Raw genomic sequence first — 25881 nt, forward strand, 5'->3', positions numbered from 1 at the left:
CCGCGGCGGCGACCCAGCAGGAGGAACCATGGCCGGACAGCGCACCCAGCAGCTCGCCGACCGCATCAAGGTGATCATCGCCCAGATGCTCGAGCGTCGGGTCAAGGACCCGCGCCTGGGCTTCGTGACGATCACCGACGTGCGACTCACGGGCGACCACCAGAACGCCTCGGTGTTCTACACCGTCATGGGCGACGAGCGCGCCGCCACCGACACGGCCGCGGCCCTGCGCAGCGCCACCGGCCTGCTGCGCACCGAGGTCGGCAAGCAGCTCGGCACCCGGCACACCCCGTCGCTGGAGTTCTTCCTCGACGCGGTCCCGGAGTCGGCCCGCCAGATCGAGGACCTGCTCGCCAAGGCCCGTGAGAGCGACGAGCGTGTCGCCGCGGCCGCCGAGGGCAAGACGTACGCGGGCGACCCCGACCCGTACAAGCAGCCGCGTGCTGCCGAGGATGACGACGAGGACGACGAGCAGGCATGAGCGAGACCCCCGTCGGGCTCGTCGTGGTCGACAAGCCCGCCGGGTGGACGTCGCACGACGTCGTCGCCCGCACCCGTCGCCTGGCCGGCACCCGCAAGGTCGGCCACGCCGGCACCCTCGACCCGATGGCCACGGGCGTGCTGCTGCTCGGCGTCGGACGGGCCACCCGGCTGCTCGGCCACCTGCAGCTGGCCGACAAGGAGTACCTCGCGACGATGCGGCTCGGCCAGACCACCGTCACCGACGACGCCGAGGGCGACCTGCTGGAGCGGGCCGACGCCTCCGGCGTCACGGACGACACCGTCCGCTCCGCGGTGCTCCCGCTGACCGGCGACATCGAGCAGGTGCCGACGGCCGTGTCGGCGATCAAGGTCGACGGGAAGCGTTCGTACGCCCGCGTCCGCGCGGGCGAGGACGTCCAGCTCCCCGCCCGGCCCGTCACGGTGTCGACGTTCGAGGTCACCGACGTCCGGCACCTCGAGGTCGACGGGCTCGCCGTGGTCGACGTCGACGCCCGCGTGGTGTGCAGCAGCGGGACCTACGTGCGTGCCCTGGCCCGCGACCTCGGAGCCGCCCTCGGCGTCGGCGGCCACCTGACCATGCTGCGCCGCACCCGTGTCGGGGGGTTCGACCTCGACGTCGCCCGCACGCTCGAGGAGCTCGAGCGCTCCTGGCAGCACGTCGCGCTCGACGACGCCGCCCGCGCGGCGTTCCCGTCGCTCGACCTCGACGACGCGGCAGCCGGCGAGGTGCGCTTCGGTCGTGCGCTCCCTGGGCGCGAGCTGGGCCACGCCGACCCCGTCGCCCTCTTCGCGCCCGACGGCACCTTCCTGGCGCTCTACGAGCAGCGCGGTCCCGACGCCCGGGCCGTCGCGGTCTTCGTCTGACGCTGCCGCTCCGACGCGCGGCGGTGCCCTAGGGTGACGACGTGGCCCGACTCTCGACCCAGCGCCTGATCATGCGCCCCCTGCAGACGTGGTTCCTCTCCGTGGTCGGGATCGTCGCCGGGCTGATGATCACCACCAAGATCCGCAAGATCCTGCGCGGCGCGAACGACTCCACGTTCCCCACCGTCCCGCCCACCACGGTGCCGGTCGGGGAGGAGAACACGGCCACCACCTACACGTACGGCGAGGACCTGTACGACGACATGCTGGCGGCGATCCGGGGAGCCCGTACCCGCGTGCTGTTCGAGACCTTCATCCTCAAGGGCGACGAGGTCGGCGAGGCGTTCAAGCGCGAGCTCGTCGCTGCCGCCGACCGCGGGGTCGACGTGCGGGTCATCTACGACGGGTTCGCGAACCTCGTCGTCCCGCGCTCGTTCCTGACGTTCCCGCCGGGCGTCCACGTGCTGCGCTTCCCGTTCCTCAAGACGGGCCTGCAGCCCTTCAACCCGCGACGTTGGGGTCGCGACCACCGCAAGATCCTCGTCGTCGACGACACGGTCGGCTTCGTGGGCGGGTACAACGTGGGCTCGCTGTACGCCACGCAGTGGCGCGACACGCACCTGCGCGTCGAGGGCTCGGCGGTCTGGGACCTCGACAACGCCTTCATCGACTTCTGGAACGACCTGCACCCGGTGCCCATCGAGCCGCTGGGGGAGGCCAGCTGGGAGCCGAGCGTCCGCGCCCACCGCAACGTGCCGCGCCAGCTCGTGTTCCCGATCCGCGGCATGTACCTCGAGGCCATCGACCGCGCCCGGCACCACATCCACATCACGGCCGCCTACTTCATCCCCGACCACGACATCCTGCAGGCCCTCAAGGACGCCCGGTCGCGCGGCGTGGAGGTGACGATCATCGTCCCCGAGGTCAGCAACCACGTCGTCGCCGACTGGCTGTCGCGCGGCTTCTACGGCGAGCTGCTGCGCCACGGCGTGCGGATCCAGCTGTACCAGGACGCGATGGTGCACGCGAAGACCGCGACGATCGACGGCCAGTGGTCGACCGTCGGCACCGCCAACATCGACCGGCTCAGCCTGACCGGCAACTACGAGATCAACCTCGAGGTCGTCGACCCCGCCCTCGCCGAGCACCTCGAGACGGTGTTCGAGACCGACCTGGCGAACTGTCGCGAGCTGACCCTCGAGCACTGGCAGTCGCGGCCGATCGTCGCGCGCGCCTGCGAGCTGCTGCTGACGCCACTGCGTCCTCTGCTGTAGGCGCCCGGCGTCGATGAGAGGCCTCTCATCGACGTCTCACGGCGGGCTCACGACCCGCCAGCAACCTGGGGTCATCGCACCGACCTCAGGAGGATCCATGAAGACCACCGCCCGTACCGCCATCGCCGCCGTCGCCGGCACCCTCGCGCTCGGCACCGCCGGCTTCGCGCTCTCCAGCGCCCACGCCGACGCCGACCGTGACCCCATGCTCAAGCGCGACGACTCCACCACGTCATGGGTCGTCACCGCGGACGACAACGACGACGACGACCGCGACGACGAGCTGAGCACCAACGTCACGCGTCAGACGGCCAACACCGCGAACACGACCCAGACCCGCAACACCGCCCCGACCCGCAACACGGCCCCGACCGCCAACACGGCCAAGACCGTCCAGTCGGCACCGACGAAGAACACGGCCCCGACGGTGAACACCGCTCCGACGACCGGCACCGACCGCTGATGTCCGACGACGCGTGGGGCCTGGCCGGGGGCGACGAGATCGCCCCCGGCCTCACGGCCGTGAAGGACCTCGGCGGCGGCACCGTCTACGAGGCGTGGCTGGCCTTCGACGACCGGCTGCACGCACCGGTCGTCGTGAAGGTGCTGCGCCCCGGCCACGTCGACGACCCCGTCTCGCGGGTGGGACTCGACCGCGAGGTCGCGCTGCTCGCACGTCTGGCGCACCCCGGCCTCACGCGCGTCTTCTCCTACGACGACGAGGGCGCCCGCCCCTACTTCGTCCTCGAGCACGTCGACGGGCCGAACCTGTCGCGGCTGGTCTCACGGCACGGTGCCGTGCCGGAGCACCAGCTGCTGCCCCTCGCGCTCGAGCTCGCGTCGGTGCTGCACTACCTGCACGGCGAGGGGGTCGTGCACCTCGACGTGAAGCCGAGCAACGTCATCATGGGTGCGCCCGCGCAGCTCGTCGACCTCTCCGTCGCGCTCGACGTCGACGAGGCCGCTGCCCTCGACCACGCAGTCGGCAGCGACGAGTACATGGCTCCCGAGCAGTGCGCGCCGGGGGAGCGCGGCACCGTCGGCCCCGCGGCCGACGTGTGGGGCCTCGGCGCGACCCTCTTCCGGGCCGCCGCCGGATTCCGCGCGTTCGACCGCGAGCCGCGCTGGTCACAGCTGCACGACGAGCCGAAGCCGCTGCCCGGCTTCGTCCACCGGGGAGCCGCCGACCTCATCAGGCGCTGCCTCGACGCCGACCCGGCGCAGCGCCCCACGCCGCGCGACGTCGCGGTCGAGCTCGAGCCGATGATCGCCGGGCTGCCGTCCGCGCGGCTGTCGGGCTTCACGCTGCGGCGGTGACCTCGCTTCAGTCCACCCGGTACCCGGCCGGGTCGAGGTCTGGCGTGTGGGCGGTAGGTGGCGCGCGCTTGCTGGGGCAGGGGTAGGCCACGCGCGGAAACGAGCTCGCTTTCCGCGCGTGACCTACCTTCCGGCGCCTCAGTCCACGCGGTACCCGAGCCCCCGCACGGTGGTGACGAGGGAGGCGCCGAGCTTCCGGCGGAGGTAGCCGACGTACACGTCGACGACGTTGGAGCCGGGGTCGAAGTCGTAGCCCCACACGTGCGAGAGCAGCTGCTCGCGCGAGAGCACCTGCCCGCGGTGCGACATCAGCACCTCGGCGAGCGACAGCTCGCGGGCCGACAGCTCGACCTCGCGCTCGCCGACGTACGCGCGACGTCGGCGCAGGTCGAGGCGGACGTCGCCGGCGACCAGCTCGTCGTCGGGGGGAGGGGCGGCCGGGGCGCGCAGCCGCAGGCGGACGCGCGCCAGCAGCTCGGCGAAGCGGAAGGGCTTGCTCATGTAGTCGGCCGCGCCTCCCTCGAGCGCCTGGACGGTGTCGGTCACCGAGTCGCGGGCCGTCAGCACGATCACGGGGAGCTCGGGTCGTTCGGCCTGCACGCGCTCGAGGATCGTGAAGCCGTCGAGCCCGGGCAGCCCGATGTCGAGCACCATGAGGTCGAACGGGCCGGTCAGCGCGTAGTCCAGGCCGCTCACGCCGTCGGCGACGACCGTCGGCGTGAACCCCTCGGCCTTCAGGCCCTTCGCGACGAACGAGGCGATCCGCTCCTCGTCCTCGACCACGAGAATCCGGTTCACCACAGTCCTCCTGTCGCGATGACGAGCCGGAACGTCGCACCTGACGTCGCCCCGGGCGGGTCGAGCACCACCCGACCCTCGTGCGCCTCCATGATCGCGGCCACGATCGACAGGCCCAGCCCGAAGCCGGCCTGCTCCCCGTCGCCCTGCGTGAACCGCTCGAAGATCGTCCCACGCAGTGCCGACGGCACCCCGACGCCCGTGTCGCGCACCCACAGCTCGACGTGCCCGTCGTGCACCCGCGACCCGACACCGATCTCGGCGCCAGGCTGCGTGTGCCGGACGGCGTTGTCGGCGAGCTGGAGCAGCGCCTGCGTCAGCCGTTGCGGGTCGACGTCGACGTGGGTGCGGGCCACCGCGTCGAGCACCCACGCGCGGTCGGCGAGACCCCGTGCGCGCTCGAGGGCCCCGAGGGTGAGGGCCTCCACGTCGGTGCGCTCGAGGCGCACGAAGTCCGGACGCTCCGCCTTGGCGAGCAGCAGGAGGTCGTGGACGAGGCGGGTCATCCGGTCGATCTCGTCGAGCAGCAGCGTGCGCGTGGTGCGGACGTCGTCGGGGTCGGTCGGGTCGAGCACCTCCAGGTGCCCCTGCAGCACGGTGAGCGGGGTGCGCAGCTCGTGGGCGGCGTCGTCGAGCAGGCGACGCTGGCTCGCGAACGCCTCCTCGAGCCGGTCGAGCATGTCGTTGAAGGTGCGCTGCAGCTCGGTGAGGTCGTCGTTGCCGGTGACCTCGAGACGACCGCCGAGGTCGCCCTCGCTGATGCCCCGGGCGGTCTCACGCAGCCGTCGCACGGGGGAGAGCAGCCGCCCGGCGAGCCACGACGCGACGGCGGAGATGAGGATGACGGAGAGCGCGCTGAGCAGCGCGTACGTGACCATCAGCTCGCGGAGCTGGGCGCGCGAGCCGTCGACGTCGTGGGTGACGACGAAGGCAGCGCGCTGGTCGCCCTGCTGCACGGGCTGCACCGCGACCCGGAAGGTCCGCCCGTCGACGTCGAGGTCGGCGACGCCGCCGCGGCGCGTGAGTCGCTCCACCAGGGCGGGGAACCGGGGCGACGTGCGCAGCACGCGCTGCCCCTCGCCGACGAAGGTCGGGGTGCCCGACACGGGGAAGTGCCACAGGTTCTCGTCGGTGTCGGGGACGTTGCGCGAGAGGAAGAACGCGATGAGGCGGTCGGGGCTGGTGAACGGCCGGCCCGTCTCGGGATCGACACCCTCCGCCTGGAGCCGACGCAGCTCGCCGACCTCCTGGCCCAGGCTCGCGTCGATCACCCGGTCGATGCGCTGGGACTCCAGCACGAAGAGCGTCGCCCCGACCGCGACGAGCGCCGCCGCCGTCAGCAGGGCGACGGCGGCGGTCAGACGCTGGCGGACGGAGAACCGGGGCGGCCCGTCCACGCGGGGGTCAGTCGTCGTCATCGTCGTCCCGGTCGCCGTCGCGCTCGTCGATGGGTCGCGGCGTCTGCGGGACGCGCTCGTAGTCGTCATCGTCATCGTCATCGTCGTCGTCCCGGTCGTCCTCGCGGGATCCCGACGGGGTGGGCGTCGGCGAGAGCGTCGGCCGCGGCGTCTCGGTCGACGTGGGCACCGTCACCGGGGAGTAGTCGACCTGCGGTGCGTCCTCCTGCGCCACGACCCGCGCCACGACGATGCCGAGCAGCACGAGGCCGACGGCCACGACGATCGGCACGAGCAAGCGGGTTCGCGTCATGGCGACACTGTGCCGCACGCCCGCGCACGCCACGATGAGACGTCGATGAGAGTCCTCTCATCCGACGTTCCCGAGCGGGTGTGGCACAGTTCAGGGGTGGGCACCTGGACAGACCGCGGCGGCGCCTCGACGGCCCCGCTGGGCACCGCGACGGCGGTCACCATCGGCACCTTCGACGGGGTCCACCGAGGCCACCAGGCCCTGCTGCGGCGTACCCGCGAGGTCGCGGAGGGCCTGCCCGTCGTCGCCGTCACGTTCGACCCGCACCCGGTGGCGGTCTTCGCGCCCGACCGGGTCCCGCCGCGGCTGACGTCGCTGCAGCGCCGGATCGAGCTGCTGCACGAGCCCGCGCCCGGCGTGCGGGGGGCGGACCACGTGCGCGTGCTCGACTTCGACCGTGCGATGGCGGGCTGGTCGCCCGAGGAGTTCGTGGAGCGCGTGGTGGTCGAGGAGCTCGGGGCCCGGCACGTCGTCGTCGGCGAGAACTTCACCTTCGGCGCGAAGGCGGCGGGGACGACCGAGACGCTGCGCGACCTGTGCGACCGGCACGGCTGCGACGCCAGCGCCTTCACGCTCGTCGGCGACGGGCACGGGGCCGACGGCGTGCCGTGGTCGTCCACACGGGTCCGTGCGCTCGTCGCGGAGGCCCGCCTCGAGGAGGCCGCCGAGCTGCTCGGGCGTCCGCACGAGGTCGACGGCGTCGTGACCCCGGGCGACCAGCGCGGACGCGACCTTGGGTTCCCCACCGCGAACGTCCCCGTGCAGGCCGACTACTGCGTGCCGCCCGACGGCGTCTACGCCGGACGGCTGCTCACCGGCGACGCCGACTACCCCGCGGCGATCTCCGTGGGCACCAACCCCACCTTCGCCGGGACCGAGCGACGCGTGGAGTCCTACGTCATGGACCACGGCCACGACCTCGACCTCTACGGCCGGCCCGTGCGGGTACAGCTCGTCTCGCACCTGCGCCCGATGGTCGCGTACCGGGGCGTCGACGCGCTCGTGGAGCAGATGCACGCCGACGTCGAGCAGGCACGCGCGGCGCTCGCCTGACGACGCGCGGTCCACGGCGGCGAGGCGATTCGTCGGAATGACCGGCGCGCTGATAACCTGGACGACGGCGTGCGAACGCCCACGGTCCGTAGAGCCCCGGTGGACATGCCCGGGAGCGCCGTGCAACGACCTCCCAGGAGAAGAATGTCGAAGAAGACCGCTGCCCCCACCGTCGCCGGTACCCCGCGTGACGAGATCATCAGCCAGTACGCCCGCAGCGAGGGCGACACCGGCTCCCCGGAGGTCCAGGTCGCGCTGCTCACGCAGCGCATCTCGCACCTGACGGACCACCTCAAGGAGCACAAGCACGACCACCACAGCCGTCGTGGCCTGCTGCTGCTCGTCGGTCGCCGTCGTCGTCTGCTGAACTACCTGCAGAACACCGACATCGAGCGCTACCGCTCGCTGATCGAGCGTCTCGGTCTGCGTCGCTGACCTCGTTCAGGCGGTCACCCTCCGGGTGGCCGCCTGAACTGCATCCGGGGCCGTGCGCCCCGACAACTGAACACGACACATCCACGGACGAGAGCCGCCACGTCGGGTCCGGTCCTCGGTAGTGGCCCTCGGGACGGCGTACGCCGGGCCGCGGGCCTCGATCGAAGACCGACCACCATCACGGCAGGTCCGGGTCTCGTCCCACCGCGCGACACGCGTCGCGAGAAGGGACTCCCATGTCCGACACCATCCACGCCATCGAGACCGTCATCGACAACGGTCGGTACGGCACCCGCACCATCCGCTTCGAGACGGGCCAGCTCGCCCGCCAGGCCGCCGGCTCCGTGTCCGCGTTCCTCGACGACGACACGATGCTGCTCTCGGCGACCACCGCCGGCAAGCAGCCCAAGGACCACTTCGACTTCTTCCCGCTGACGGTCGACGTCGAGGAGCGCATGTACGCCGCGGGTCGCATCCCCGGCTCGTTCTTCCGTCGCGAGGGCCGCCCGGGCGAGGACGCGATCCTCACCTGTCGCCTCATCGACCGTCCGCTGCGCCCGACCTTCAAGAAGGGCCTGCGCAACGAGGTCCAGGTCGTCATCACGGTCCTGGCCCTCAACCCCGACACCCCCTACGACGTGCTCGCGATCAACGCCGCCTCGGCGTCGACGCAGATCTCCGGCCTGCCGTTCTCCGGCCCCATCGGTGCCACGCGCGTCGCGCTCATCGACGGCCAGTGGGTCGCGTTCCCGACGCACAGCCAGCTCGAGGACGCCGTGTTCGACATGGTCGTCGCCGGCCGCATCGCCACGCAGGCCGACGGCTCCACCGACGTCGCGATCATGATGGTCGAGGCGGAGTCCACGGAGTCCACCTGGGACCTCGTGCAGTCCGGTGTCCAGGCGCCGACCGAGGAGGTCGTCGCCGGCGGCCTCGAGGCGTCGAAGACCTTCATCCGCCAGCTCTGCGAGGCCCAGCAGCAGCTCGCCGAGGCCGCCGCGAAGCCCGTCCAGGACTTCCCGGTCTTCCTCGACTTCCAGGACGACGTCTACGACGCCGTCGCCGCGGTCGCGTCCGGCCCGCTGTCCGAGGCCCTGACGATCGTCTCCAAGGCCGACCGCGAGGAGCGCGAGAGCGCGATCAAGGCCGACGTGCTCGACCAGCTCGGCGAGCAGTTCGCGGGCCGCGAGAAGGAGGTCGGTGCCGCACTGCGCGCCGTCACCAAGAGTCTCGTGCGCCAGCGCGTGCTGCGCGACAAGGTGCGCATCGACGGCCGTGGCCTCGCCGACATCCGCGAGCTGTCGGCCGAGGTCGGCGTGGTGCCGCGCGTGCACGGCTCGTCCCTGTTCCAGCGCGGTGAGACCCAGATCCTGGGCATCACGACGCTGAACATGCTCGACCTGGTCCAGAAGCTCGACACGCTGAGCCCCGAGACCACGCGTCGCTACATGCACAACTACAACTTCCCGCCGTTCTCGACGGGCGAGACGGGCCGCGTCGGCTCGCCGAAGCGTCGCGAGATCGGTCACGGCGCGCTCGCCGGCCGTGCGCTGCTGCCGGTGCTCCCGACCACCGAGGAGTTCCCGTACGCGATCCGCCAGGTCTCCGAGGCGCTGAGCTCCAACGGCTCGACGTCGATGGGCTCGGTCTGCGCCTCGACGCTCGGCCTGCTGAACGCCGGTGTGCCGCTGCGCGCCCCGGTCGCCGGCATCGCGATGGGCCTCATCTCCGGCGAGGTCGACGGCACTACCCAGTACGTCACTCTCACCGACATCCTCGGTGCGGAGGACGCCTACGGCGACATGGACTTCAAGGTCGCCGGCACGCCGGACTTCATCACGGCCCTGCAGCTGGACACCAAGCTCGACGGCATCCCTGCCGACGTGCTGGCCGGTGCCCTCACGCAGGCCAAGGGTGCGCGCCTGACGATCCTCGACGTCATGTCCGAGGCCATCGACACGCCCGACGAGATGAGCCAGTTCGCGCCGCGGATCATCACGGTGAAGGTCCCGGTCGACAAGATCGGCGAGGTCATCGGCCCCAAGGGCAAGATGATCAACCAGATCCAGGCCGACACCGGCGCCAAGATCTCGATCGAGGACGACGGCACGGTGTACATCGCGGGCGAGGGTGGCGGCTCGGCCGACGCTGCGCGCGACGCGATCAACGCGATCGCGAACCCGACGATGCCCGAGGTCGGCGAGCGCTACCTCGGTACCGTGGTCAAGACGGTCGACTTCGGCGCCTTCGTGGCCCTGTCGCCCGGCAAGGACGGCCTGCTGCACATCAGCAAGCTGCGCGACCTCAACGGTGGCCAGCGGGTCAGCAGCGTCGACGACGTGCTGACGGTCGGCCAGAAGGTCCAGGTCGAGATCGCCGAGCTCGGCGACCGCGGCAAGATCTCGCTGATCCCGGTCGTGGCCGACGCGGCCGCCGAGGAGGCCCCGGAGGCCGCCGAGGCCGGCGCCGACGCCTGACCCACGCACGGCCGACGAGGCCCTCACCCCTCGGGGTGGGGGCCTCGTCGCGTCCGGGGTCCGGGCGCACGTGAGACGATCCCGAGGGTGAGCGACTTCCGTGAACGTGCCGCGGCCCTCGACGCCGCCGACCCGCTGTCGGCGTGGCGTCAGCAGTTCCAGCTCGACGCCGACGTCGTCGCCTACCTCGACGGCAACTCGCTCGGACGTCTGCCGCTGCGCACCCGTGAGCGGCTCGCGACGTTCGTGCGTGAGGAGTGGGGCGCCCGCCTGATCCGCGGCTGGTCCGAGGGCTGGGTCGAGCTGCCGGTCGTCGTCGGCGACGAGGTCGGGGCGCTGCTCGGCGCCGCCCCGGGCCAGACGGTGGTCGGTGACTCGACGTCGATCGGCATCGCGAAGGCGCTGCACGCCGCGGCCTCCCTGGCGCCCGGACGCACCCGGCTCGTCGTCGACGCGAGCGACTTCCCGACCGACCGCTACCTCGCCGAGGAGGTCGCCCGCCAGCGCGGGCTCGAGCTCGTCGTCGTGCACCGCGACGCCGAGGGCGACGTCGCCGCCTCGCTGGCCGACGTGCTCGACGAGCGCACGGCCGTCGTGCTGCTGAGCCACGTCGACTACCGCACGGGCGTGCTGCTCGACCTCCCGTCGCTCACGGCGCAGGTGCACGCAGCGGGCGCGCTCGTGGTGTGGGACCTCTGCCACTCGGCCGGCGTCGTCCCGACGTCGCTCGACACCGCCGAGGTCGACCTCGCCGTCGGCTGCACCTACAAGTACCTCAACGGCGGTCCGGGGGCTCCGGCGTTCCTGTACGCCGCGGCGCGGCACCTGCCGCACCTCGAGCAGCCGCTGCCCGGCTGGTGGAGCGCCGACGACCTGTTCGCGATGGCCGAGGAGTACCGCCCGGCCACCGACGCGCGCCGGCTGCTCTCCGGGACCCCGAACGTGGCGGGCCTCGTCGCCGTCCGCGAGGGCGTGGCGATGGTCGCCGAGGCCGGGGTCGAGGCTGCGCGGGCCAAGTCCGAGCTGCTCACCGGCTTCACGGTCGACGCCCTCGACGCGCTCGGCGAGCGCGGGCTCGCGCTGCAGCTCGTCACGCCGCGCGAGCCCGACCGGCGGGGGAGCCACGTCACCGTCCGGGTGCCCGACGCGCGGGCGCTCACGGCACGGCTCACCGACCGTGGCGTCGTCCCCGACTTCCGCGAGCCCGACCTCCTGCGACTGGGCCTCGCGCCGCTCACGACCTCCTTCGCCGAGCTGCACGCCGGGCTCTCGGTGCTGGCCGAGGAGCTCGCTCACTAGGCTGGGCGCATGACGACTCGCGTAGCCGTGCTGGGCGCCCAGGGGCGCATGGGATCGACGTCGGTGACGGCGCTGGAGGCGGCCGAGGGGCTCGAGGTCGTCGCCCAGGTCGACGTGGGTGACCCGATCGAGCGGGTCACGGAGCAGGAGGCCGACGTCGCGCTCGTCTTCACCACGCCCGACGTCGCGCTCGAGCAGGTGCTGTGGTGCGTGGAGCAGGGCGTGCACGTGGTCGTCGGCACCTCCGGCTTCGACGGCGACCGGCTGCGCGCGGTCCGCGAGGCGGTCGAGCAGCGCACCGACGTGAGCGTGCTCGTCGTCCCGAACTTCTCCATCGGGGCCGTGCTCCTCATGCGCTTCGCCGCGACCGCCGCACCGTTCTTCGAGTCGGTCGAGATCATCGAGATGCACCACCCGGCGAAGGTCGACGCCCCGTCGGGCACGGCCGTGCGCACCGCCGAGCTCGTGGCCGCGGCCCGTGCCGAGGCCGGCTCGGACCCGGTGCCCGACGCCACGACCACCGATCCCGAGGGCGCCCGCGGCGCCAAGGTCGACGGCATCACCGTGCACGCCGTGCGCTCGCGCGGGTTCGTCGCGTCGCAGGAGGTGCTCCTGGGCGGCGAGGGGGAGATCCTCTCCCTGAGGCACGACTCCTCGACCCGTGAGTCCTTCATGCCCGGCGTGGTCACGGCCGTGCGGCACGTGGCGGACCGGCCGGGCGTCACGGTGGGGCTCGACGCGGTGCTCGGGCTCGACGCGTGAGCTGGGAGTCGATCTTCAGCGCCGGGCTCACCGACGACGAGGCGCGGGCCTGGGGGGAGATGGCGTCGCAGCTGCGTGCCTTCCAGGACGCCCTGGCGGCGGCCCGGTTCGACGCCGACGTGGCCTCGGGGCTCGCCGACGACCTGCGGGCGTGGCGTGAGCGGCTCGCCCCGCTCGGGGGCGAGGAGCTCGAGCAGGTCAACGGACGCGTCCCGCAGCTGCCCGTCCGCGGGCACGCGATGCTGCCCGAGATCCGGATGCACACGCGCGACGCCTCGCGGGTGGCAGGGCACGTGACCTTCGGACGCTGGTCGATGGGCGGCGGCATGGCCGTGCACGGCGGTGTCGTCTCCTTGGTCTTCGACGAGGTGCTCGGCATGCTCGCCGCCGCGCAGGCCCAGGCCATCACGCGCACGGCGTTCCTGCACACCGACTACCGCGCCCTCACCCCGATCGACGTCGAGCTCGAGGTCGAGGCCTGGATCGAGCGCGTCGAGGGTCGCAAGATCACCGTCCGTGGGGAGATCCGGCACGGCGACGTCGTCTGTGCCGAGGGCGACGCCCTGTTCCTGCGGCTGCGTCCCGAGCAGGGGCTTGGCACGCGGACGACCTAGCCGCCCGCACGGAGCAGTGCCGCCGTGAGGGCCGCCGCGACGACCATCGGCAGGAACGGCACCCGCAGCGCCAGCAGGACGGCAGCCACGCCGAGGCCCGCCAGCCGCGCGTCGACGGTGAGTCGCTGCCCGTCGGCGAGGACCTGCACGGCGACCAGGGCGCCCAGCAGCGCCACCGGGATGAGGGCGACCGCGCGCTGCGTCGTGGCGTGCTCGAGCACGCGATCGGGCACGGACAGCCCCGCGAGCTTCAGCGCGTAGCAGCCGGCGCACGTGAGCACGATGCCGATCCAGAGAGCGCTCACGTCGGCGCCCCGCCTCGGGCACGACCGAGGAGCAGGCCCGCCGCAACCGCCATGGCCCCACCGGCGATGATCGGCAGCCCGGCGGGGGTGAACGGCACCAGGCCGGCCGCCACGGCGGCGCCGCAGAGCGCGACGAGGCGGGGGAGCGGGCCGTCCAGACGCGGCCACAGCAGACCCAGGAACGCGGCGCCGACCGCGGCGTCGAGGCCGTAGGCGCGGGGGTCGCCGATCGCCGTCCCGGCCAGCGCGCCCAGCAGGGTCGACAGGTTCCAGAGCACCAGCACGGACATGCCCGTCCACCAGAACCCCAGCCGCCCGAGGGCCGGGTGGCGCTGGGCCAGGGCGACGGCGGTCGACTCGTCGATCACGAGGTGCGCACCGAGCAGGCGCCGCACACCGTGCAATCGCAGCACCGACGCGATGCTCAGGCCGTAGAACAGGTTGCGCGAGCCGAGCAGGACCGACGTCACGGCGCCGGTGACCGGTGCTCCTCCGGCCGCGACCACGCCGACGAACGCGAACTGCGACGCACCCGTGAACGCGAGCAGGGAGAGCACGCAGGTCTGCAGGACGTCGAGCCCCGAGGTGGTGCCGAGCGCACCGAAGGAGACGCCGTACGCGCCGGTCGCCGCACCGACCCCCAGGGAGTCCACGACCACGCGACGTCGGGCCGCGCGGTCCGGGCCGGCTGCGTCGCTCATGCCTCGACGAGCGACGTGACGAGGCGGATCTGCTTGACCGTCCGCCCGCCGGCCTCGTCGGCGAGCTCGCGGTGCGCCCCGTCGGCCGTCCAGCCGGTGCCGACGACGAAGGCGCGCAGCCGGTCGTCGGTGGTCGGCACCCACCAGCGCGCGCGGACGAAGTGGTCGGCGCGCAGCGTGTCCACGGCGGCCTGGAGCAGGCGCGAGCCGTGTCCCGCGCCGCGGTGCTGGGGATCGACGAGCAGCTCGCCGACCTCGCCGTCGGCCACCCGGTCGGCGTCGGGGTCGTGGCACGGGTGCACGAAGGCCACGCCGCGCACCGTGGCCTGCTCGAGTGCCACGAGCACGCGGGCCCTCGCGTCAGGTGGGGAGCCCAGCAGGCGTGCCCACGCCGGTGCCAGGTCGACGTCGGGGACCTCGCCGAGGGCAGCGCCCCACGCGGAGCGCTGCACCTCGGCGATGGCTGGGGCGTCGTCCGGCCAGGCGAGCCGGACGCTGACGTCGGCGTCGCTCACCGGGCAGCGCCGCTCGGGCGTTCGACGACGACGCTGCCGCCGCCGGCCGCGGCCACCTCCGCCAGCCGCAGCGCGGCGAGGGCGGGGTGGTGGTCGAGCACGTCGGCGACGTTGGCGAGGTGTCGCACGGCCGCGCTCTGCCCCCGCGCCTCCTCCAGCGCCGCGACGGCGCGGTGGCGGGCCACCTCGGCGGCCTCGACCGCCCGGCGCACCTCCGCCGGCGGGAGCACGTCGGTGACGCGCAGCGACGTGGCCTCCACCCCGACAGCGCCCATGGCAGCCGCGAGGGCGGCCGGGACGTCGTCCTCGGGCACGCCCGACGCGAGGCCGGCCAGGTCCGACGCGGCCACCACGTCGCGCACCGCGCGTCGCGCCGCCTCGTAGACCACGGCCTTCGGGTCGAGCGCGACGGCGTGCCAGGCGACGGGGTCGACGACCCGCCAGGTCAGCGTGGCACCGACCTTGACCCGCAGGCCGTCGGAGGTTGGCACCTCCTGGGTGGCGAGGCCGAGCAGACGCTCACGCACGTCGACGACGTGCCGCACGGTCCGTCGGCGGCGCAGCCGGTGACGGCCCGGTCCGAGGACGTCGACGAGGGCACCGTCGCGGTGCACCAGCACGCGCTCGTGGGGCTGGACGGTGATCTTCACGATGGTCCTCTCGGGTGGTCGTCGGATGGTGGATCGGCGCGGGACGGCCCCGTGCAGGAGGCGGAGGACCCGGAGTCCTGCAGGGCCTCGCGTCCAGGTGCCCCGGGAGGTCCCGGGGCTGCCGGCCCGCGCCGACGAGGGGAGTTGAACCCCACCCGCCGTGGCGGGATCACCCGGAGTGTCCTGTGCGGGGACGTGAGCGAGGTACGACACGTGGGACCGGGGCGGTGACGACCGCCGGGCCACTGATCCCGCTCGGCACCCAGTATGGACCGGGCGTCGCGCGGGCTCCAAGCCCTTTCACCAGGACCGGAAACTCTCGACCAGCCTCGAGTCGGCGCCCTGGGCGTCGAGCATCGCCGCCGTCATCGACAGGTTCCGCAGTCCCGGCCAGGTCTCCCAGCCGAGGAGGAAGAGACCGGGGACGCCGACGAGCAGGATCGTCCACCCACCCCACGAGCCGACGAAGGCGACCAGGATCGAGACCAGCACCACGGCCTCGCAGAAGACGAGCTTGCGGACCGTCTGGGCCGCGAAGATGCCGACGGCACGCCGCTGGTTCTCGGCGGGGTCGGCCTCGGGGTCGAGCGGCGACGACTGCAGCCACACGCGCTCGGAGAGCACCGCGGCGGCCACGAGCCCGAGGCCGAGCACGCCGAGCAGCCACCACGGCGGGAGGTCGGCGTCGGTGCCGCCCAGCGCCAGGAAGATCAGCGTCATGAAGGCGGCGGTCAGGACGATCTGCAGGAGGGCGAAACGGCGGACCTCCTGGGGCGAGGCCTCGTACTCGGCGAGGGGCACGCCCAGAGTCTCGCACGACCGGGACGGTCGTGGGGGCGAGTATCCTGCGAGTCATGCAGGCCTACCTCGATCTCGTCCGCCGCGTCCTCGACGAGGGGGTCGAGAAGGGCGACCGCACCGGCACCGGCACGCTCAGCGTGTTCGGGCACCAGATGCGCTTCGACCTCTCCGAGGGGTTCCCGCTCGTCACCACCAAGAAGATCCACCTCAGGTCGGTCGTCGGGGAGCTGCTCTGGTTCGTCCGTGGCGACACCAACACCACGTGGCTGCGCGAGCACGGCATCACCATCTGGGACGAGTGGGCCGACGCCGACGGCGAGCTCGGTCCGGTCTACGGGCACCAGTGGCGCAGCTGGCCGACGCCGTCCGGCGAGACGGTCGACCAGCTCGCCCAGGTCGTCGAGGCGCTGAAGGCCGACCCCGACTCCCGGCGCCACATCGTCAGCGCCTGGAACGTCGCCGACCTGCCCGCCATGGCGCTCGCGCCGTGCCACGCGTTCTTCCAGTTCTACGTGGCGCCGGCCGACGACGGCGGACCCGGCCGGCTGTCGTGCCAGCTGTACCAGCGCTCCGCCGACGTCTTCCTCGGCGTGCCGTTCAACATCGCCTCCTACGCGCTGCTGACGCACATGGTGGCGCAGGTCGCCGGCCTGCGGGTGGGCGACTTCGTGCACACCTTCGGCGACGCGCACCTCTACCTCAACCACCTCGACCAGGCCCGGCTGCAGCTGCAGCGCGAGCCGCGTCCGCTGCCGGAGCTCTGGCTCGACCCGACGGTCACCAGCATCGACGGCTTCGACTTCGACGCGATCAAGGTCACCGGCTACGACCCGCACCCGGGCATCAAGGCGCCGATCGCCGTATGAGCGTCACGCTCGTCGTCGCGATGGGCGCGAACCGGGTGATCGGGGTCGACGGGGCGCTGCCGTGGCGTCTGCCCGAGGACCTCGCGCACTTCAAGCGCCTCACCCTCGGGCACCCGATGGTGATGGGACGGACCACCTACGACTCCATCGGTCGGCCGCTCCCGGGTCGCACCACGATCGTCCTGACCCGCGACCCGGACTGGTCGGCGGGGCCCCAGGGCGACGGCGTGCTCGTCGCGGCGTCGCTGGAGGAGGCGCTGGCCACGGCCCACGAGCTCGACGACGACGTCTTCCTCGTCGGCGGCGCGCAGGTGTACGCGCAGGCGCTCGAGCAGGGACTCGTCGACGTCATGGTGGTGACCCGGGTGGCGGCGTCGCCGGACGGCGACGCCTTCTTCCCGCGGGTCGACTGGGAGGCGTGGCAGGAGGTGGGCCGCGTGCCCTCCGTAGGCCCCGAGCCCGACCGGGTGCCGTTCGACATCGTCACCTACGGCCGAGCATCTTGACGCTGTTAAGTTAACCGCGTCATGATGGTCGGGTGACCTACGACCCCCGGCAGCCGGCCTACCGCCTGCACACGCTCGTCGCCGCGCTCGACGCGGCCGCCGACGAGATGCTGCGTGCCGCCCACGGCACGAGCTACGCGCGCTTCCTCACGCTCGTCACGGTGCAGGCGCTGGGCACGCCGACCCAGGCCGAGCTCGCCGCCGCCCAGGAGGTCTCGGCCCCCGCCGCGAGCCGCATGGTCCGCACCCTCTCCGAGGCCGGGCTGCTGACCGCGGCGCGCACGCCGGGCACGGGCAACCGCAGCGCGCTCACCCTGACGCCGGCGGGGGAGCGGCTCGTGGCCGACGGCGGGGCGTTGCTCGAGGACGCGTTCGGGCGGCTGCTGGAGGCCGGCGGCGTCACGGTCGACCAGGTCCGCGCCGTGACCGACCCCCTCCTCCAGGTCCTGCGACCGGAGACGGCATGACGCCGCTCGTCGCGACCCACGCCTTCGCGGCCCTGGTCGCGCTCGTCGTCGGCTTCTGGCAGCTCTTCGTCGGACCGCGCGGCACGCGGGGCCATCGCCTGGCGGGACGGGTGTGGGTGGTCGCGATCCTCTACGTCGCCGTCACGTCGTTCTGGATCCAGGAGATCCGACCGGGGCACTTCAGCGCGCTGCACGCCCTGTCGGTCGTCACGCTCGTCACCTTGCCGCTGGGCGTGGTCAGGGCCCGTCAGGGCCGGATCCCCGAGCACCGCGCCGCGATGACCGGCAACTGGATCGGCCTGGTGGGCGCCGGCGCAGCGGCGTCGCTCGTGCCGCAGCGGGCCATCCCGCAGCTGGTCCTCGACGACCCCCTCGCGGCCGTCGTCGCCGGTGCGCTCGTGCTGCTCACCGCCGTCGCGGTGGTCGGCGCAGGTCGCGCGCTCGACGTCGCGGTCGGGCAGGCGCGCCCTCAGGACAGCACGGCCAGCTGACGGCTCTGCGCGACGAGCCGACCCTGCTCGTCCCACAGCTCGACGTCCTCGTCGTGGTAGCCCTGCTGGACGTGGCGGGTCGTGACGTGCAGCAGCGCCCAGGCGCTGTCGGGGCGTCGGCGCAGGTGGACCGTGAGCTGGACGGTGGCGGACGCGAGGTGGCCGAGCTCGGCCGTGACCGGCGGGTACCCGTCGACGATGGCGGCCGCTGCCAGGGCGTCGACCCGACGGCCGTCCTTCGGCCGGACCCAGACGGTCGCCTCGGCGGAGCCCGACGGCTCGCCGCGCAGCCAGCCGGGCACCTCGGGCGAGCGGGACTCGTAGCGCTCCACGATGGGCACGGCGCCGGTCGGGATGAACGGCGACAGGTCGGAGCTGTCGTCGGGCCCGGGCACCGCCGGCGCGGCGTGCGGGAGGTGCTCGACGGTGCCGGCCGCGTCCCAGTCGTGCAGGGAGATCACGGCGTGCGCGACGGTGCGGCCACCCTGCTGCAGGGCGGCCTGGTGCACCGAGACGCGCCGGCCGACGCGCAGGGTGGTGACCTCGACCGACGCCGGTCCGGGGGTCGGCGGCTTGAAGTAGCTGACCGAGACGGTGAGCAGGTCCGGGTGGTCCGGTGCGCTCGTGCGGGCCTCGTCGAGCACCGCTCGGGCGAGGATCGCGAGCACGTAGCCGCCGTTGGCCGTCCCGTTGGGCGTGTTCCAGTCCGCGGTGAGGGTCAGGTGGCGGTGCCCGTCGTCGCCCGCGGTGGAGGCGACGGCGCGGTCGAGCTCGTACGACGTCATGCGCCGACGGTAGCGGCCCCAGCAGAGGACACAGCGGGGGTGCCGGGCTGTGGGCGGCAGACGACACAGGTGCGGCGGGGATGCCGACGGCGGTCAGCGGTAACCTCGGTCCATGACCTCCCCGCTCGCCAGCGAGGCCGCACCGTTCGGCCGCGTCCTGACCGCCATGGTCACGCCGTTCACCCCTGAGGGGGACCTCGACCTCGACGCGGCGCAGAGGCTCGCGACGCACCTGGTCGACCACGGCAACGACGGCATCGTGGTGAGTGGCACGACCGGTGAGTCGCCGACGACGACGGGGGAGGAGGACGCGCGTCTGCTGGCGGCGGTCCTCGAGGCGGTCGGCGACCGCGCCACGATCGTGGCGGGGGTCGGCACGAACGACACGCGGCACAGCGTCGAGCTCGCCCAGAGTGCTGCGAAGACCGGCGCGCACGGCCTGCTCGTCGTCACGCCCTACTACAGCAAGCCGCCCCAGGCTGGCATCGTCAGGCACGTGCACGAGGTCGCCGCTGCGGGCGGCGACGTGCCCGTCATGTTCTACGACCACCCCGGACGTTCGGGCACGACCATCGCCGAGTCCACCTATGTGGAGCTGCGCCGCAACCCCCTGGTGGTCGCGGTCAAGGACGCGGTCGGTGACCTCGAGCGCGGTGCCTACCTCATGCGCGAGACCGGTATCCGCCTGTACTCCGGTGACGACGCTCTGACCCTGGGCTGGATGGCCTACGGGGCCAGTGGTGTCGTCAGCACGTGCGGCAACATCACGGCGCAGCCATGGGCCGACATGTTCGCTGCGCTCGACGCGGGTGACCTCGGCGAGGCCCGCCGGATCAACGACCGCATGATCCCGCTCGTCCGCGCGATCATGACCCTGACGCAAGGCGTCATCGCCGCGAAGGCCGCTCTGCAGCTGCTCGGCGTCCTCGACAACCGCACGACCCGTGCACCACTGGTCGACGCCACCGAGGACGAGGTCGCGCTGGTGCGCGACGCCCTCCATGGTGTCGGCCTCCTCGACTGAACGGACACTCCTTGAGCCACATGCACACGGAGCTGGGGACGCCCCCGGCACTCGGCACGAACACCCTGCGCGTCATCCCCCTGGGGGGCCTCGGAGAGATCGGTCGCAACATGACCGTCTTCGAGTTCGGCGGCAAGCTCTTGATCGTCGACTGCGGGGTGCTGTTCCCCGAGGAGCACCACCCGGGCGTCGACCTGATCCTCCCCGACTTCGGTCCCATCCGTGACCGGCTCGACGACGTCGTGGCCGTCGTGCTGACGCACGGGCACGAGGACCACATCGGCGGCGTGCCGTACCTGCTGCGCGAGCGTGGCAACATCCCGGTGGTCGGCTCGAAGCTGACCCTCGCCCTCGTCGAGCCGAAGCTGCGCGAGCACCGCCTGCGCGACGTCCCGCAGCACGTCGTGGCAGAGAACGACGTCCTGCACCTCGGCCCGTTCGAGCTGGAGTTCGTCGCGGTCAACCACTCCATCCCCGACGCGCTCGCCGTCGCGGTCAAGACGCCCGCCGGCGTCGCGCTGCACACGGGCGACTTCAAGATGGACCAGCTGCCGCTCGACGGCCGCATCACCGACCTGCGGGCCTTCGCCCGCCTCGGCGAGGCGGGGGTCGACCTCTTCCTCACCGACTCCACGAACGCCGACGTGCCCGGGTTCACGGTCGCGGAGCGCAACATCACCCCGGCGATCGACGCCGTGTTCGCGTCGAGCAGCCAGCGGATCATCGTCGCCTCGTTCGCCTCGCACGTGCACCGCGTGCAGCAGGTGCTCGACGCCGCGGCGAAGCACGGCCGCAAGGTCGCGTACGTGGGTCGCTCGATGGTGCGCAACATGCAGATCGCGCGCGACCTCGGCTACCTGCACGTGCCCGATGGCGTCGTCGTCGACAAGATCGACGCCGCACCGCCGGAGAAGATGGTGCTCATGTCCACCGGCTCGCAGGGCGAGCCGATGGCGGCGCTGTCGCGGATCGCGAACCGCAGCCACCAGCAGGTGAGCCTGGAGCCGGGCGACACCGTGCTGCTGGCGTCGTCGCTGATCCCCGGCAACGAGAACGCGGTCTACCGCGTGATCGACGGCCTGACGAAGCTGGGGGCCCGCGTGGTGCACAAGGGCAACGCCCTCGTGCACGTGTCCGGTCACGCGTCGGCCGGCGAGCTCCTCTACTGCTACAACATCGTCAAGCCGTCGAACGTGCTGCCGGTGCACGGCGAGATCCGTCACCTGCACGCCAACGGCGCCCTGGCCACCCAGACCGGCGTGCCGAACGTCCTCCTCGCCGAGGACGGCTACGTGATCGACCTCGTCGACGGGCACGCCTCGATCGTCGGCGCCGTCGAGTGCGGCTACGTGTACGTCGACGGCTCCTCGGTCGGCGAGATCACCGACAGCGAGCTGAAGGACCGCCGGATCCTGCGCGACGAGGGCTTCATCTCCGTCGTCGTCGTGGTCGACTCGACCAACGGCAAGATCGTCAGCGGCCCGGAGATCCAGGCACGTGGACTCGCCGAGGATCCGTCGGTCTTCGACGAGGTCACGCCGCGCATCGTCGACGCCATCGAGCAGTCGCTGCGTGACGGCACTCACGACACCAAGCAGCTTCAGCAGGTCGTCCGGCGCGTGCTCGGCTCCTTCGCGGGCCGCAAGCTGCGGCGTCGTCCGATGATCATCCCCATCGTCCTGGAGGCGTGACGAAGGTCCCGCGGACTGTTACGCGCCCGAAACGCGCGGGCGCAGGGCGCGAAACACAGGCTGCCTAACGTCGTGGTCAAGAGTTCGGCGCGGGGCCGAACCGTGGTGGGACACCGGTTGCGGCCGGCGGCGACGTTACGCACGTCGCTGCCGGCCGTGCACCGGTTCCGGCAGCGAGGGGGAGTCGCCCGTGGTGATCCGACGTTCCGACGAGGCGCTCCTGGCCTGTTCCTCCGGCCACGCGGGAGTCGCCGAGCGCGCGGCCCTGCAGGCGCTCATCAGCGCCGTGCGTCGCGACGCCCCGTCGGTGGACGTGCGCGACACGCCCGTGGAGATCATGAGCCACGACGAGACCTACCCGCCCGTGCGCGTCGCGGTGCCGCTGACCCTCGTGCCGCACAGCGAGGTGGCCACGGCGCTCGAGGTGGCCCGTGGCCACGACCCCGACCTGGTGGTCGCCCCGGCCCTCGGCCCGGACTGGACCCTGGCCGAGCTGGCCGTGCAGCGACTCATCGAGGCGGGCGCCCGCAAGGACGACACGATCGTGCTGGGCGTCTCCGGCTCGGAGAACGACGGGGCGATCAGCGGCTACTCGCGCATGGCGCGGCTCGTGAGCGCGGTCTGGGGCGGTCCGGTGCACGTCGGCTCGATCGGCGGCAAGGACACACCGCTCTCGGACGCCGTCGACATCGCCCGCGCCTACGGCCGCCGGGTCGTGGTGGCCTCCTACGTGCTCACGCCCGGGCGCGACGCCGACCAGCTGCGCCAGAGCGGCGCCGACCTGGTGACGGCTCCCGTGCTCGACGGCGGCATCCCGGACCGTCGGGTCGTCGACCTCGTCCTCACGCGGTTCCACCAGGCCCTCGGCCTGGGCGTCCCGGCGCTCTGAGTCCCGCACCGCGCAACAGGGGCATCCACCCGCGCCCACGGCGTGGGAACCGCCCGAGTCTCGACCTGTGGTTTAGGCTCACGCCATGGCGACCCGCACGTCCTCCCCGCCGCGCAAGCGGCCGTCCGGCAGCCAGGCCCGCAAGAAGCCTGCCTCCAGCACCGCGAAGCGCAAGCCCGCGGCACGCAAGCCTGCCCCGCGCACGGGCCCCGGTCCGGTCGCGGTCGTCGTCGGGGGCGTCGCGCGCGCCCTGACGGCGATCTGGCTCGGCATCGCCGGCGCGGTCGGTGCGGTGGCCCGCAGCATCGGGCACTCCGCAGCCGAGCTCGAGCCCGAGCAGCGCCGCGACGGCGTCGGGTTCGGCATCGTCGCCCTGGCGATCGTCGTGGCCGCGTCGGTCTGGTGGCAGGTGCCCGGCGCCGTCGCCGACGGCGTCCGTGCCGCGACCACCGGCTCGGTCGGCCTGCTCGCCTGGGCCGTGCCCATCGTGCTCGCCGTCATCGCCTGGCGCACGCTGCGCCACCCCGACCGCAACGGTCCCGTCGGACGCCAGGTCATCGGCTGGTCCGCCATGAGCGGCGGCGTGCTCGGCCTGGTGCACCTGGCGCACGGCGTGCCCCGTCCCGACGACATGCCTGCCGTCCGTGACGCCGGGGGAGCGGTCGGCTTCCTCTTCTCCGCCATCCCCGTCGACCTCCTGCGCTCGCCGTTCGCGGTCGCGCCGATCCTCGTGCTCCTGGTCGTCTTCGGGCTGCTCGTCGTGACGGCCACCCCGCTGCACGCGGTGCCGACCCGGCTCCGCGAGACCCGCGACAAGGCCCTCGGCCGCTCGGCCGAGCCCGAGGAGCAGCTCGACACCCCTCGCAAGCGCCACCCGCGCACGGTGCCGGACGAGCCCTACGAGAACCCGCTCGTCGACGGACCCGACGAGGACCGCCAGGTCTCGGCGCGTCAGCGACGCAAGGCCGAGAAGGCCGCGGAGGCCGAAGCAGCCGCAGCCGCAGCCGCGTCGGCGCCCGAGCCGCCGGCCGCCGAGGTCGACGACCCGGCCGACGTCGTGCTCCCGCCGCTGGAGCCGCTGCCGGCCCGCGCCGAGCAGCTCTCGCTGTCCGGCGACGTCGTGTACGCGCTCCCCGACTCCACCGTCCTGCGCGAGGGCAGTCCGCACAAGGCCCGGTCGGCCGCCTCCGACGAGGTCGTCGACAGGCTCACCGAGGTGCTCGAGCAGTTCCAGATCGACGCGCAGGTCACGGGCTACACGCGCGGCCCGACGGTCACGCGCTACGAGGTCGAGCTCGGCCCGGCCGTCAAGGTCGAGAAGGTCACCGCGCTCAGCAAGAACATCTCCTACGCCGTCGCGTCCAACGAGGTGCGCATCCTCAGCCCGATCCCCGGCAAGTCGGCGATCGGCGTCGAGATCCCGAACGTCGACAAGGAGATGGTCTCCCTCGGCGACGTGCTGCGCTCCGGCAAGGCGCGCGGCGACCACCACCCGATGGTCATCGGCCTGGGCAAGGACGTCGAGGGCGGCTTCGTCGTCGCGAACCTGGCGAAGATGCCGCACCTGCTCGTCGCCGGCGCCACCGGCTCGGGCAAGTCGAGCTTCGTGAACTCCATGATCGCGTCGCTGCTCATGCGCTCCACGCCCGACGAGGTGCGCATGATCATGGTCGACCCCAAGCGCGTCGAGCTGACCGCCTACGAGGGCATCCCGCACCTCATCACGCCGATCATCACCAACCCGAAGAAGGCGGCCGAGGCGCTGCAGTGGGTCGTGCGCGAGATGGACATGCGCTACGACGACCTCGCCAACTTCGGCTTCCGGCACGTCGACGACTTCAACAAGGCGGTCCGGGCGGGCTCGTTGCAGGCGCCGCCCGGCAGCGAGCGCGTCCTCACGCCCTACCCGTACCTGCTGGTCGTGGTCGACGAGCTCGCCGACCTCATGATGGTCGCCCCCCGCGACGTCGAGGACTCGGTCGTGCGCATCACGCAGCTGGCACGTGCCGCGGGCATCCACCTGGTGCTCGCCACGCAGCGACCCAGCGTCGACGTCGTCACCGGACTCATCAAGGCCAACGTGCCGAGCCGCCTGGCGTTCGCCACGAGCTCGCTCGCCGACAGCCGCGTCATCCTCGACCAGCCCGGCGCGGAGAAGCTGGTCGGCCAAGGTGACGGGCTCTTCCTGCCGATGGGCGCGAACAAGGCCATGCGCATGCAGGGTGCCTGGATCACCGAGGCGGAGATCGCGGAGGTGGTCAAGCACTGCAAGGAGCAGCTGCAGCCCAGCTACCGCGAGGACGTCACCGCCCCGGCCCAGGCCGCGCGCGACCTCGACGACGACATCGGCGACGACCTCGACCTCGTGCTCCAGGCCGTCGAGCTCGTCGTCACGACGCAGTTCGGCTCGACGTCGATGCTGCAGCGCAAGCTGCGCGTCGGCTTCGCCAAGGCCGGACGCCTCATGGACATCATGGAGAGCCGTGGCGTCGTCGGGCCCAGCGAGGGCTCGAAGGCGCGCGACGTGCTCGTCAAGCCCGACGACCTCGACGACGTCCTGGCGTCGATCAGCGCAGGATGAGGTGATGGCCGTGAGCACCGAGCGTCTCGAGTCGCTCCAGGACGACGGCGTCGAGGACCAGCCGTTCGAGATCCGCCGGCGCGCGCTGCTCTACCTCGTGGTCGGGCTCGCCGCGCTGGCCGTCGGTGCCGGGTTCGGCTTCCTCGCCTGGGAGCGCGACGACACCGCCCTCTGGGTCCCGGGGGGCGTGCTGCTGTTCCTCGCGCTGACGGTGCTGCAGGGCGTGCGTGACGCCCGCACGCCGCTGTTCGTGGCCGACTCGCACGGCGTGCGCATGCGCGACGGCGACGGCTGGGTAGGTCTGCTCTGGAGCGAGATGGCCGACATCCGGGTCGAGTCGCGCGACGGCCTGCTCGACCCCCGGGTGAAGGTGATCAGCCCCGACGGGCGCCGCATCCACACCGCGCCCCTCGGCCTCGGGACCACCGTGTCGGTCGAGGAGGCTCGCGAGGAGATCGCCCGTCGACGCGGTGGGGCATACTGAACCGTCCGTCCCGCGAGC

29 protein-coding genes are annotated in these 25881 nt (G+C 72.7%); 20 read left to right on the top strand and 9 right to left on the bottom strand.

Going from position 1 to position 25881, the window contains the following annotated elements:
* Positions 1 to 28: 28 nt before the first annotated feature.
* The 5 genes from rbfA to Aeryth_RS07630 all read left to right on the top strand — a co-directional run bounded on the left by rbfA (position 29) and on the right by Aeryth_RS07630 (position 3959).
* Positions 29 to 481, top strand: coding sequence for a 30S ribosome-binding factor RbfA (gene rbfA / locus Aeryth_RS07610; RefSeq protein ID WP_067856728.1), 453 nt, complete (start codon positions 29 to 31; stop codon positions 479 to 481).
* On the top strand, positions 478 to 1368 hold the full coding sequence (gene truB / locus Aeryth_RS07615; protein ID WP_067856731.1) for a tRNA pseudouridine(55) synthase TruB: 891 nt from the start codon (positions 478 to 480) through the stop codon (positions 1366 to 1368). Before rbfA ends, truB begins: the two co-directional genes overlap by 4 nt.
* Before the next feature lie 71 nt (positions 1369 to 1439).
* Positions 1440 to 2642, top strand: coding sequence for a phospholipase D-like domain-containing protein (locus Aeryth_RS07620; protein ID WP_067861471.1), 1203 nt, complete (start codon positions 1440 to 1442; stop codon positions 2640 to 2642).
* Positions 2643 to 2739: 97 nt separating this feature from the next.
* Complete coding sequence (locus tag Aeryth_RS17655; protein ID WP_144433718.1) at positions 2740 to 3105, top strand: hypothetical protein; 366 nt, start codon at positions 2740 to 2742, stop codon at positions 3103 to 3105.
* Positions 3105 to 3959, top strand: coding sequence for a serine/threonine-protein kinase (locus tag Aeryth_RS07630; protein WP_144433719.1), 855 nt, complete (start codon positions 3105 to 3107; stop codon positions 3957 to 3959). The genes Aeryth_RS17655 and Aeryth_RS07630 overlap by 1 nt, the downstream gene beginning before the upstream one ends.
* A gap of 138 nt (positions 3960 to 4097) precedes the next feature.
* Here the strand turns inward: Aeryth_RS07630 and Aeryth_RS07635 are convergent, their stop codons facing one another.
* The 3 genes from Aeryth_RS07635 to Aeryth_RS07645 are packed head-to-tail and all read right to left on the bottom strand — an operon-like array spanning position 4098 to position 6467.
* The gene (locus Aeryth_RS07635; RefSeq protein ID WP_067861473.1) at positions 4098 to 4757 is read right to left on the bottom strand and encodes a response regulator transcription factor; all 660 of its coding nucleotides are present in this window, start codon (positions 4755 to 4757) and stop codon (positions 4098 to 4100) included.
* A complete protein-coding gene (locus Aeryth_RS07640; RefSeq protein ID WP_202967719.1) occupies positions 4754 to 6175 on the bottom strand; it encodes a sensor histidine kinase in 1422 nt (473 codons plus the stop codon). The genes Aeryth_RS07635 and Aeryth_RS07640 overlap by 4 nt, the downstream gene beginning before the upstream one ends.
* Positions 6162 to 6467 carry a hypothetical protein gene (locus tag Aeryth_RS07645; protein WP_144433720.1) on the bottom strand — a complete coding sequence of 102 codons (306 nt, stop codon included), beginning with the start codon at positions 6465 to 6467 and terminating at the stop codon, positions 6162 to 6164. The genes Aeryth_RS07640 and Aeryth_RS07645 overlap by 14 nt, the downstream gene beginning before the upstream one ends.
* Before the next feature lie 96 nt (positions 6468 to 6563).
* Here Aeryth_RS07645 and Aeryth_RS07650 point away from each other — a divergent pair, with 96 nt between their 5' ends.
* The 6 genes from Aeryth_RS07650 to Aeryth_RS07675 all read left to right on the top strand — a co-directional run bounded on the left by Aeryth_RS07650 (position 6564) and on the right by Aeryth_RS07675 (position 13107).
* Positions 6564 to 7520 carry a bifunctional riboflavin kinase/FAD synthetase gene (locus Aeryth_RS07650; protein ID WP_067856742.1) on the top strand — a complete coding sequence of 319 codons (957 nt, stop codon included), beginning with the start codon at positions 6564 to 6566 and terminating at the stop codon, positions 7518 to 7520.
* A 144-nt stretch (positions 7521 to 7664) separates the two neighbouring features.
* Positions 7665 to 7955: a 30S ribosomal protein S15 gene (gene rpsO / locus Aeryth_RS07655; RefSeq protein ID WP_067856746.1), complete on the top strand. Its 291-nt coding sequence runs from the start codon at positions 7665 to 7667 to the stop codon at positions 7953 to 7955.
* A gap of 236 nt (positions 7956 to 8191) precedes the next feature.
* The gene (locus tag Aeryth_RS07660; protein ID WP_067856748.1) at positions 8192 to 10432 is read left to right on the top strand and encodes a polyribonucleotide nucleotidyltransferase; all 2241 of its coding nucleotides are present in this window, start codon (positions 8192 to 8194) and stop codon (positions 10430 to 10432) included.
* An 87-nt stretch (positions 10433 to 10519) separates the two neighbouring features.
* On the top strand, positions 10520 to 11731 hold the full coding sequence (gene kynU, locus Aeryth_RS07665) for a kynureninase (RefSeq protein WP_067856763.1): 1212 nt from the start codon (positions 10520 to 10522) through the stop codon (positions 11729 to 11731).
* A gap of 9 nt (positions 11732 to 11740) precedes the next feature.
* Positions 11741 to 12493 (top strand): 4-hydroxy-tetrahydrodipicolinate reductase, encoded by a 753-nt coding sequence (gene dapB / locus Aeryth_RS07670; protein ID WP_067856781.1) that lies wholly within the window; start codon positions 11741 to 11743, stop codon positions 12491 to 12493.
* Complete coding sequence (locus Aeryth_RS07675) at positions 12490 to 13107, top strand: PaaI family thioesterase (RefSeq protein WP_067856784.1); 618 nt, start codon at positions 12490 to 12492, stop codon at positions 13105 to 13107. The genes dapB and Aeryth_RS07675 overlap by 4 nt, the downstream gene beginning before the upstream one ends.
* Here Aeryth_RS07675 and Aeryth_RS07680 read toward each other — a convergent pair.
* The 5 genes from Aeryth_RS07680 to Aeryth_RS07700 form a co-directional block, all read right to left on the bottom strand.
* On the bottom strand, positions 13104 to 13412 hold the full coding sequence (locus Aeryth_RS07680; RefSeq protein ID WP_067856788.1) for an AzlD domain-containing protein: 309 nt from the start codon (positions 13410 to 13412) through the stop codon (positions 13104 to 13106). The genes Aeryth_RS07675 and Aeryth_RS07680 overlap by 4 nt on opposite strands.
* Entirely contained in the window at positions 13409 to 14113 is a 705-nt protein-coding gene (locus Aeryth_RS07685) for an AzlC family ABC transporter permease (RefSeq protein WP_067856791.1), read from the bottom strand. The genes Aeryth_RS07680 and Aeryth_RS07685 overlap by 4 nt, the downstream gene beginning before the upstream one ends.
* Entirely contained in the window at positions 14110 to 14628 is a 519-nt protein-coding gene (locus Aeryth_RS07690; RefSeq protein WP_067856794.1) for a GNAT family N-acetyltransferase, read from the bottom strand. Before Aeryth_RS07690 ends, Aeryth_RS07685 begins: the two co-directional genes overlap by 4 nt.
* Positions 14625 to 15278 carry an SPFH domain-containing protein gene (locus Aeryth_RS07695; RefSeq protein ID WP_067856797.1) on the bottom strand — a complete coding sequence of 218 codons (654 nt, stop codon included), beginning with the start codon at positions 15276 to 15278 and terminating at the stop codon, positions 14625 to 14627. Before Aeryth_RS07695 ends, Aeryth_RS07690 begins: the two co-directional genes overlap by 4 nt.
* A gap of 300 nt (positions 15279 to 15578) precedes the next feature.
* A complete protein-coding gene (locus Aeryth_RS07700) occupies positions 15579 to 16079 on the bottom strand; it encodes a hypothetical protein (protein ID WP_067856800.1) in 501 nt (166 codons plus the stop codon).
* A gap of 53 nt (positions 16080 to 16132) precedes the next feature.
* Between Aeryth_RS07700 and Aeryth_RS07705 the strand changes: the two genes are divergently transcribed.
* The 4 genes from Aeryth_RS07705 to Aeryth_RS07720 are packed head-to-tail and all read left to right on the top strand — an operon-like array spanning position 16133 to position 18409.
* Positions 16133 to 16945, top strand: a complete 813-nt coding sequence (locus tag Aeryth_RS07705; protein ID WP_067856803.1) for a thymidylate synthase — start codon at positions 16133 to 16135, stop codon at positions 16943 to 16945.
* Positions 16942 to 17451, top strand: a complete 510-nt coding sequence (locus tag Aeryth_RS07710; RefSeq protein WP_067856805.1) for a dihydrofolate reductase — start codon at positions 16942 to 16944, stop codon at positions 17449 to 17451. The genes Aeryth_RS07705 and Aeryth_RS07710 overlap by 4 nt, the downstream gene beginning before the upstream one ends.
* A gap of 32 nt (positions 17452 to 17483) precedes the next feature.
* Positions 17484 to 17918 carry a MarR family winged helix-turn-helix transcriptional regulator gene (locus tag Aeryth_RS07715; protein ID WP_067856808.1) on the top strand — a complete coding sequence of 145 codons (435 nt, stop codon included), beginning with the start codon at positions 17484 to 17486 and terminating at the stop codon, positions 17916 to 17918.
* Positions 17915 to 18409 carry a DUF2306 domain-containing protein gene (locus Aeryth_RS07720; protein ID WP_067856811.1) on the top strand — a complete coding sequence of 165 codons (495 nt, stop codon included), beginning with the start codon at positions 17915 to 17917 and terminating at the stop codon, positions 18407 to 18409. Before Aeryth_RS07715 ends, Aeryth_RS07720 begins: the two co-directional genes overlap by 4 nt.
* Here the strand turns inward: Aeryth_RS07720 and Aeryth_RS07725 are convergent.
* Entirely contained in the window at positions 18388 to 19194 is an 807-nt protein-coding gene (locus Aeryth_RS07725; protein WP_067856813.1) for a thioesterase family protein, read from the bottom strand. The genes Aeryth_RS07720 and Aeryth_RS07725 overlap by 22 nt on opposite strands.
* A gap of 112 nt (positions 19195 to 19306) precedes the next feature.
* Between Aeryth_RS07725 and dapA the strand changes: the two genes are divergently transcribed.
* The 5 genes from dapA to Aeryth_RS07750 all read left to right on the top strand — a co-directional run bounded on the left by dapA (position 19307) and on the right by Aeryth_RS07750 (position 25863).
* Positions 19307 to 20218 carry a 4-hydroxy-tetrahydrodipicolinate synthase gene (gene dapA, locus Aeryth_RS07730; RefSeq protein ID WP_067856816.1) on the top strand — a complete coding sequence of 304 codons (912 nt, stop codon included), beginning with the start codon at positions 19307 to 19309 and terminating at the stop codon, positions 20216 to 20218.
* An 11-nt stretch (positions 20219 to 20229) separates the two neighbouring features.
* Positions 20230 to 21909, top strand: a complete 1680-nt coding sequence (locus tag Aeryth_RS07735; protein WP_067856819.1) for a ribonuclease J — start codon at positions 20230 to 20232, stop codon at positions 21907 to 21909.
* A 190-nt stretch (positions 21910 to 22099) separates the two neighbouring features.
* Positions 22100 to 22798, top strand: a complete 699-nt coding sequence (locus tag Aeryth_RS07740; protein ID WP_067856822.1) for a sirohydrochlorin chelatase — start codon at positions 22100 to 22102, stop codon at positions 22796 to 22798.
* Positions 22799 to 22883: 85 nt separating this feature from the next.
* Complete coding sequence (locus Aeryth_RS07745; RefSeq protein WP_083516340.1) at positions 22884 to 25379, top strand: FtsK/SpoIIIE family DNA translocase; 2496 nt, start codon at positions 22884 to 22886, stop codon at positions 25377 to 25379.
* Positions 25380 to 25383: 4 nt separating this feature from the next.
* Positions 25384 to 25863, top strand: coding sequence for a hypothetical protein (locus Aeryth_RS07750; protein WP_067856825.1), 480 nt, complete (start codon positions 25384 to 25386; stop codon positions 25861 to 25863).
* The last annotated feature ends 18 nt before the right edge of the window (positions 25864 to 25881 follow it).

The sequence above is a fragment of the Aeromicrobium erythreum genome (assembly GCF_001509405.1).
Taxonomy (GTDB): domain Bacteria; phylum Actinomycetota; class Actinomycetes; order Propionibacteriales; family Nocardioidaceae; genus Aeromicrobium; species Aeromicrobium erythreum.

Bases quoted from the DNA above. Each gene is read 5' to 3' on its own strand.
- Aeryth_RS07645 (WP_144433720.1), bottom strand. From the start codon at position 6,467: ATGACGCGAACCCGCTTGCTCGTGCCGATCGTCGTGGCCGTCGGCCTC.
- Aeryth_RS07685 (WP_067856791.1), bottom strand. From the start codon at position 14,113: ATGAGCGACGCAGCCGGCCCGGACCGCGCGGCCCGACGTCGCGTGGTC.
- truB (WP_067856731.1), top strand. From the start codon at position 478: ATGAGCGAGACCCCCGTCGGGCTCGTCGTGGTCGACAAGCCCGCCGGG.
- Aeryth_RS07630 (WP_144433719.1), top strand. From the start codon at position 3,105: ATGTCCGACGACGCGTGGGGCCTGGCCGGGGGCGACGAGATCGCCCCC.
- Aeryth_RS07620 (WP_067861471.1), top strand. From the start codon at position 1,440: ATGCGCCCCCTGCAGACGTGGTTCCTCTCCGTGGTCGGGATCGTCGCC.
- Aeryth_RS07745 (WP_083516340.1), top strand. From the start codon at position 22,884: ATGGCGACCCGCACGTCCTCCCCGCCGCGCAAGCGGCCGTCCGGCAGC.
- Aeryth_RS17655 (WP_144433718.1), top strand. From the start codon at position 2,740: ATGAAGACCACCGCCCGTACCGCCATCGCCGCCGTCGCCGGCACCCTC.
- dapA (WP_067856816.1), top strand. From the start codon at position 19,307: ATGACCTCCCCGCTCGCCAGCGAGGCCGCACCGTTCGGCCGCGTCCTG.
- Aeryth_RS07725 (WP_067856813.1), bottom strand. From the start codon at position 19,194: ATGACGTCGTACGAGCTCGACCGCGCCGTCGCCTCCACCGCGGGCGAC.
- Aeryth_RS07640 (WP_202967719.1), bottom strand. From the start codon at position 6,175: ATGACGACGACTGACCCCCGCGTGGACGGGCCGCCCCGGTTCTCCGTC.
- Aeryth_RS07710 (WP_067856805.1), top strand. From the start codon at position 16,942: ATGAGCGTCACGCTCGTCGTCGCGATGGGCGCGAACCGGGTGATCGGG.
- Aeryth_RS07705 (WP_067856803.1), top strand. From the start codon at position 16,133: ATGCAGGCCTACCTCGATCTCGTCCGCCGCGTCCTCGACGAGGGGGTC.
- Aeryth_RS07660 (WP_067856748.1), top strand. From the start codon at position 8,192: ATGTCCGACACCATCCACGCCATCGAGACCGTCATCGACAACGGTCGG.
- Aeryth_RS07720 (WP_067856811.1), top strand. From the start codon at position 17,915: ATGACGCCGCTCGTCGCGACCCACGCCTTCGCGGCCCTGGTCGCGCTC.
- dapB (WP_067856781.1), top strand. From the start codon at position 11,741: ATGACGACTCGCGTAGCCGTGCTGGGCGCCCAGGGGCGCATGGGATCG.
- rbfA (WP_067856728.1), top strand. From the start codon at position 29: ATGGCCGGACAGCGCACCCAGCAGCTCGCCGACCGCATCAAGGTGATC.
- rpsO (WP_067856746.1), top strand. From the start codon at position 7,665: ATGTCGAAGAAGACCGCTGCCCCCACCGTCGCCGGTACCCCGCGTGAC.
- Aeryth_RS07750 (WP_067856825.1), top strand. From the start codon at position 25,384: ATGGCCGTGAGCACCGAGCGTCTCGAGTCGCTCCAGGACGACGGCGTC.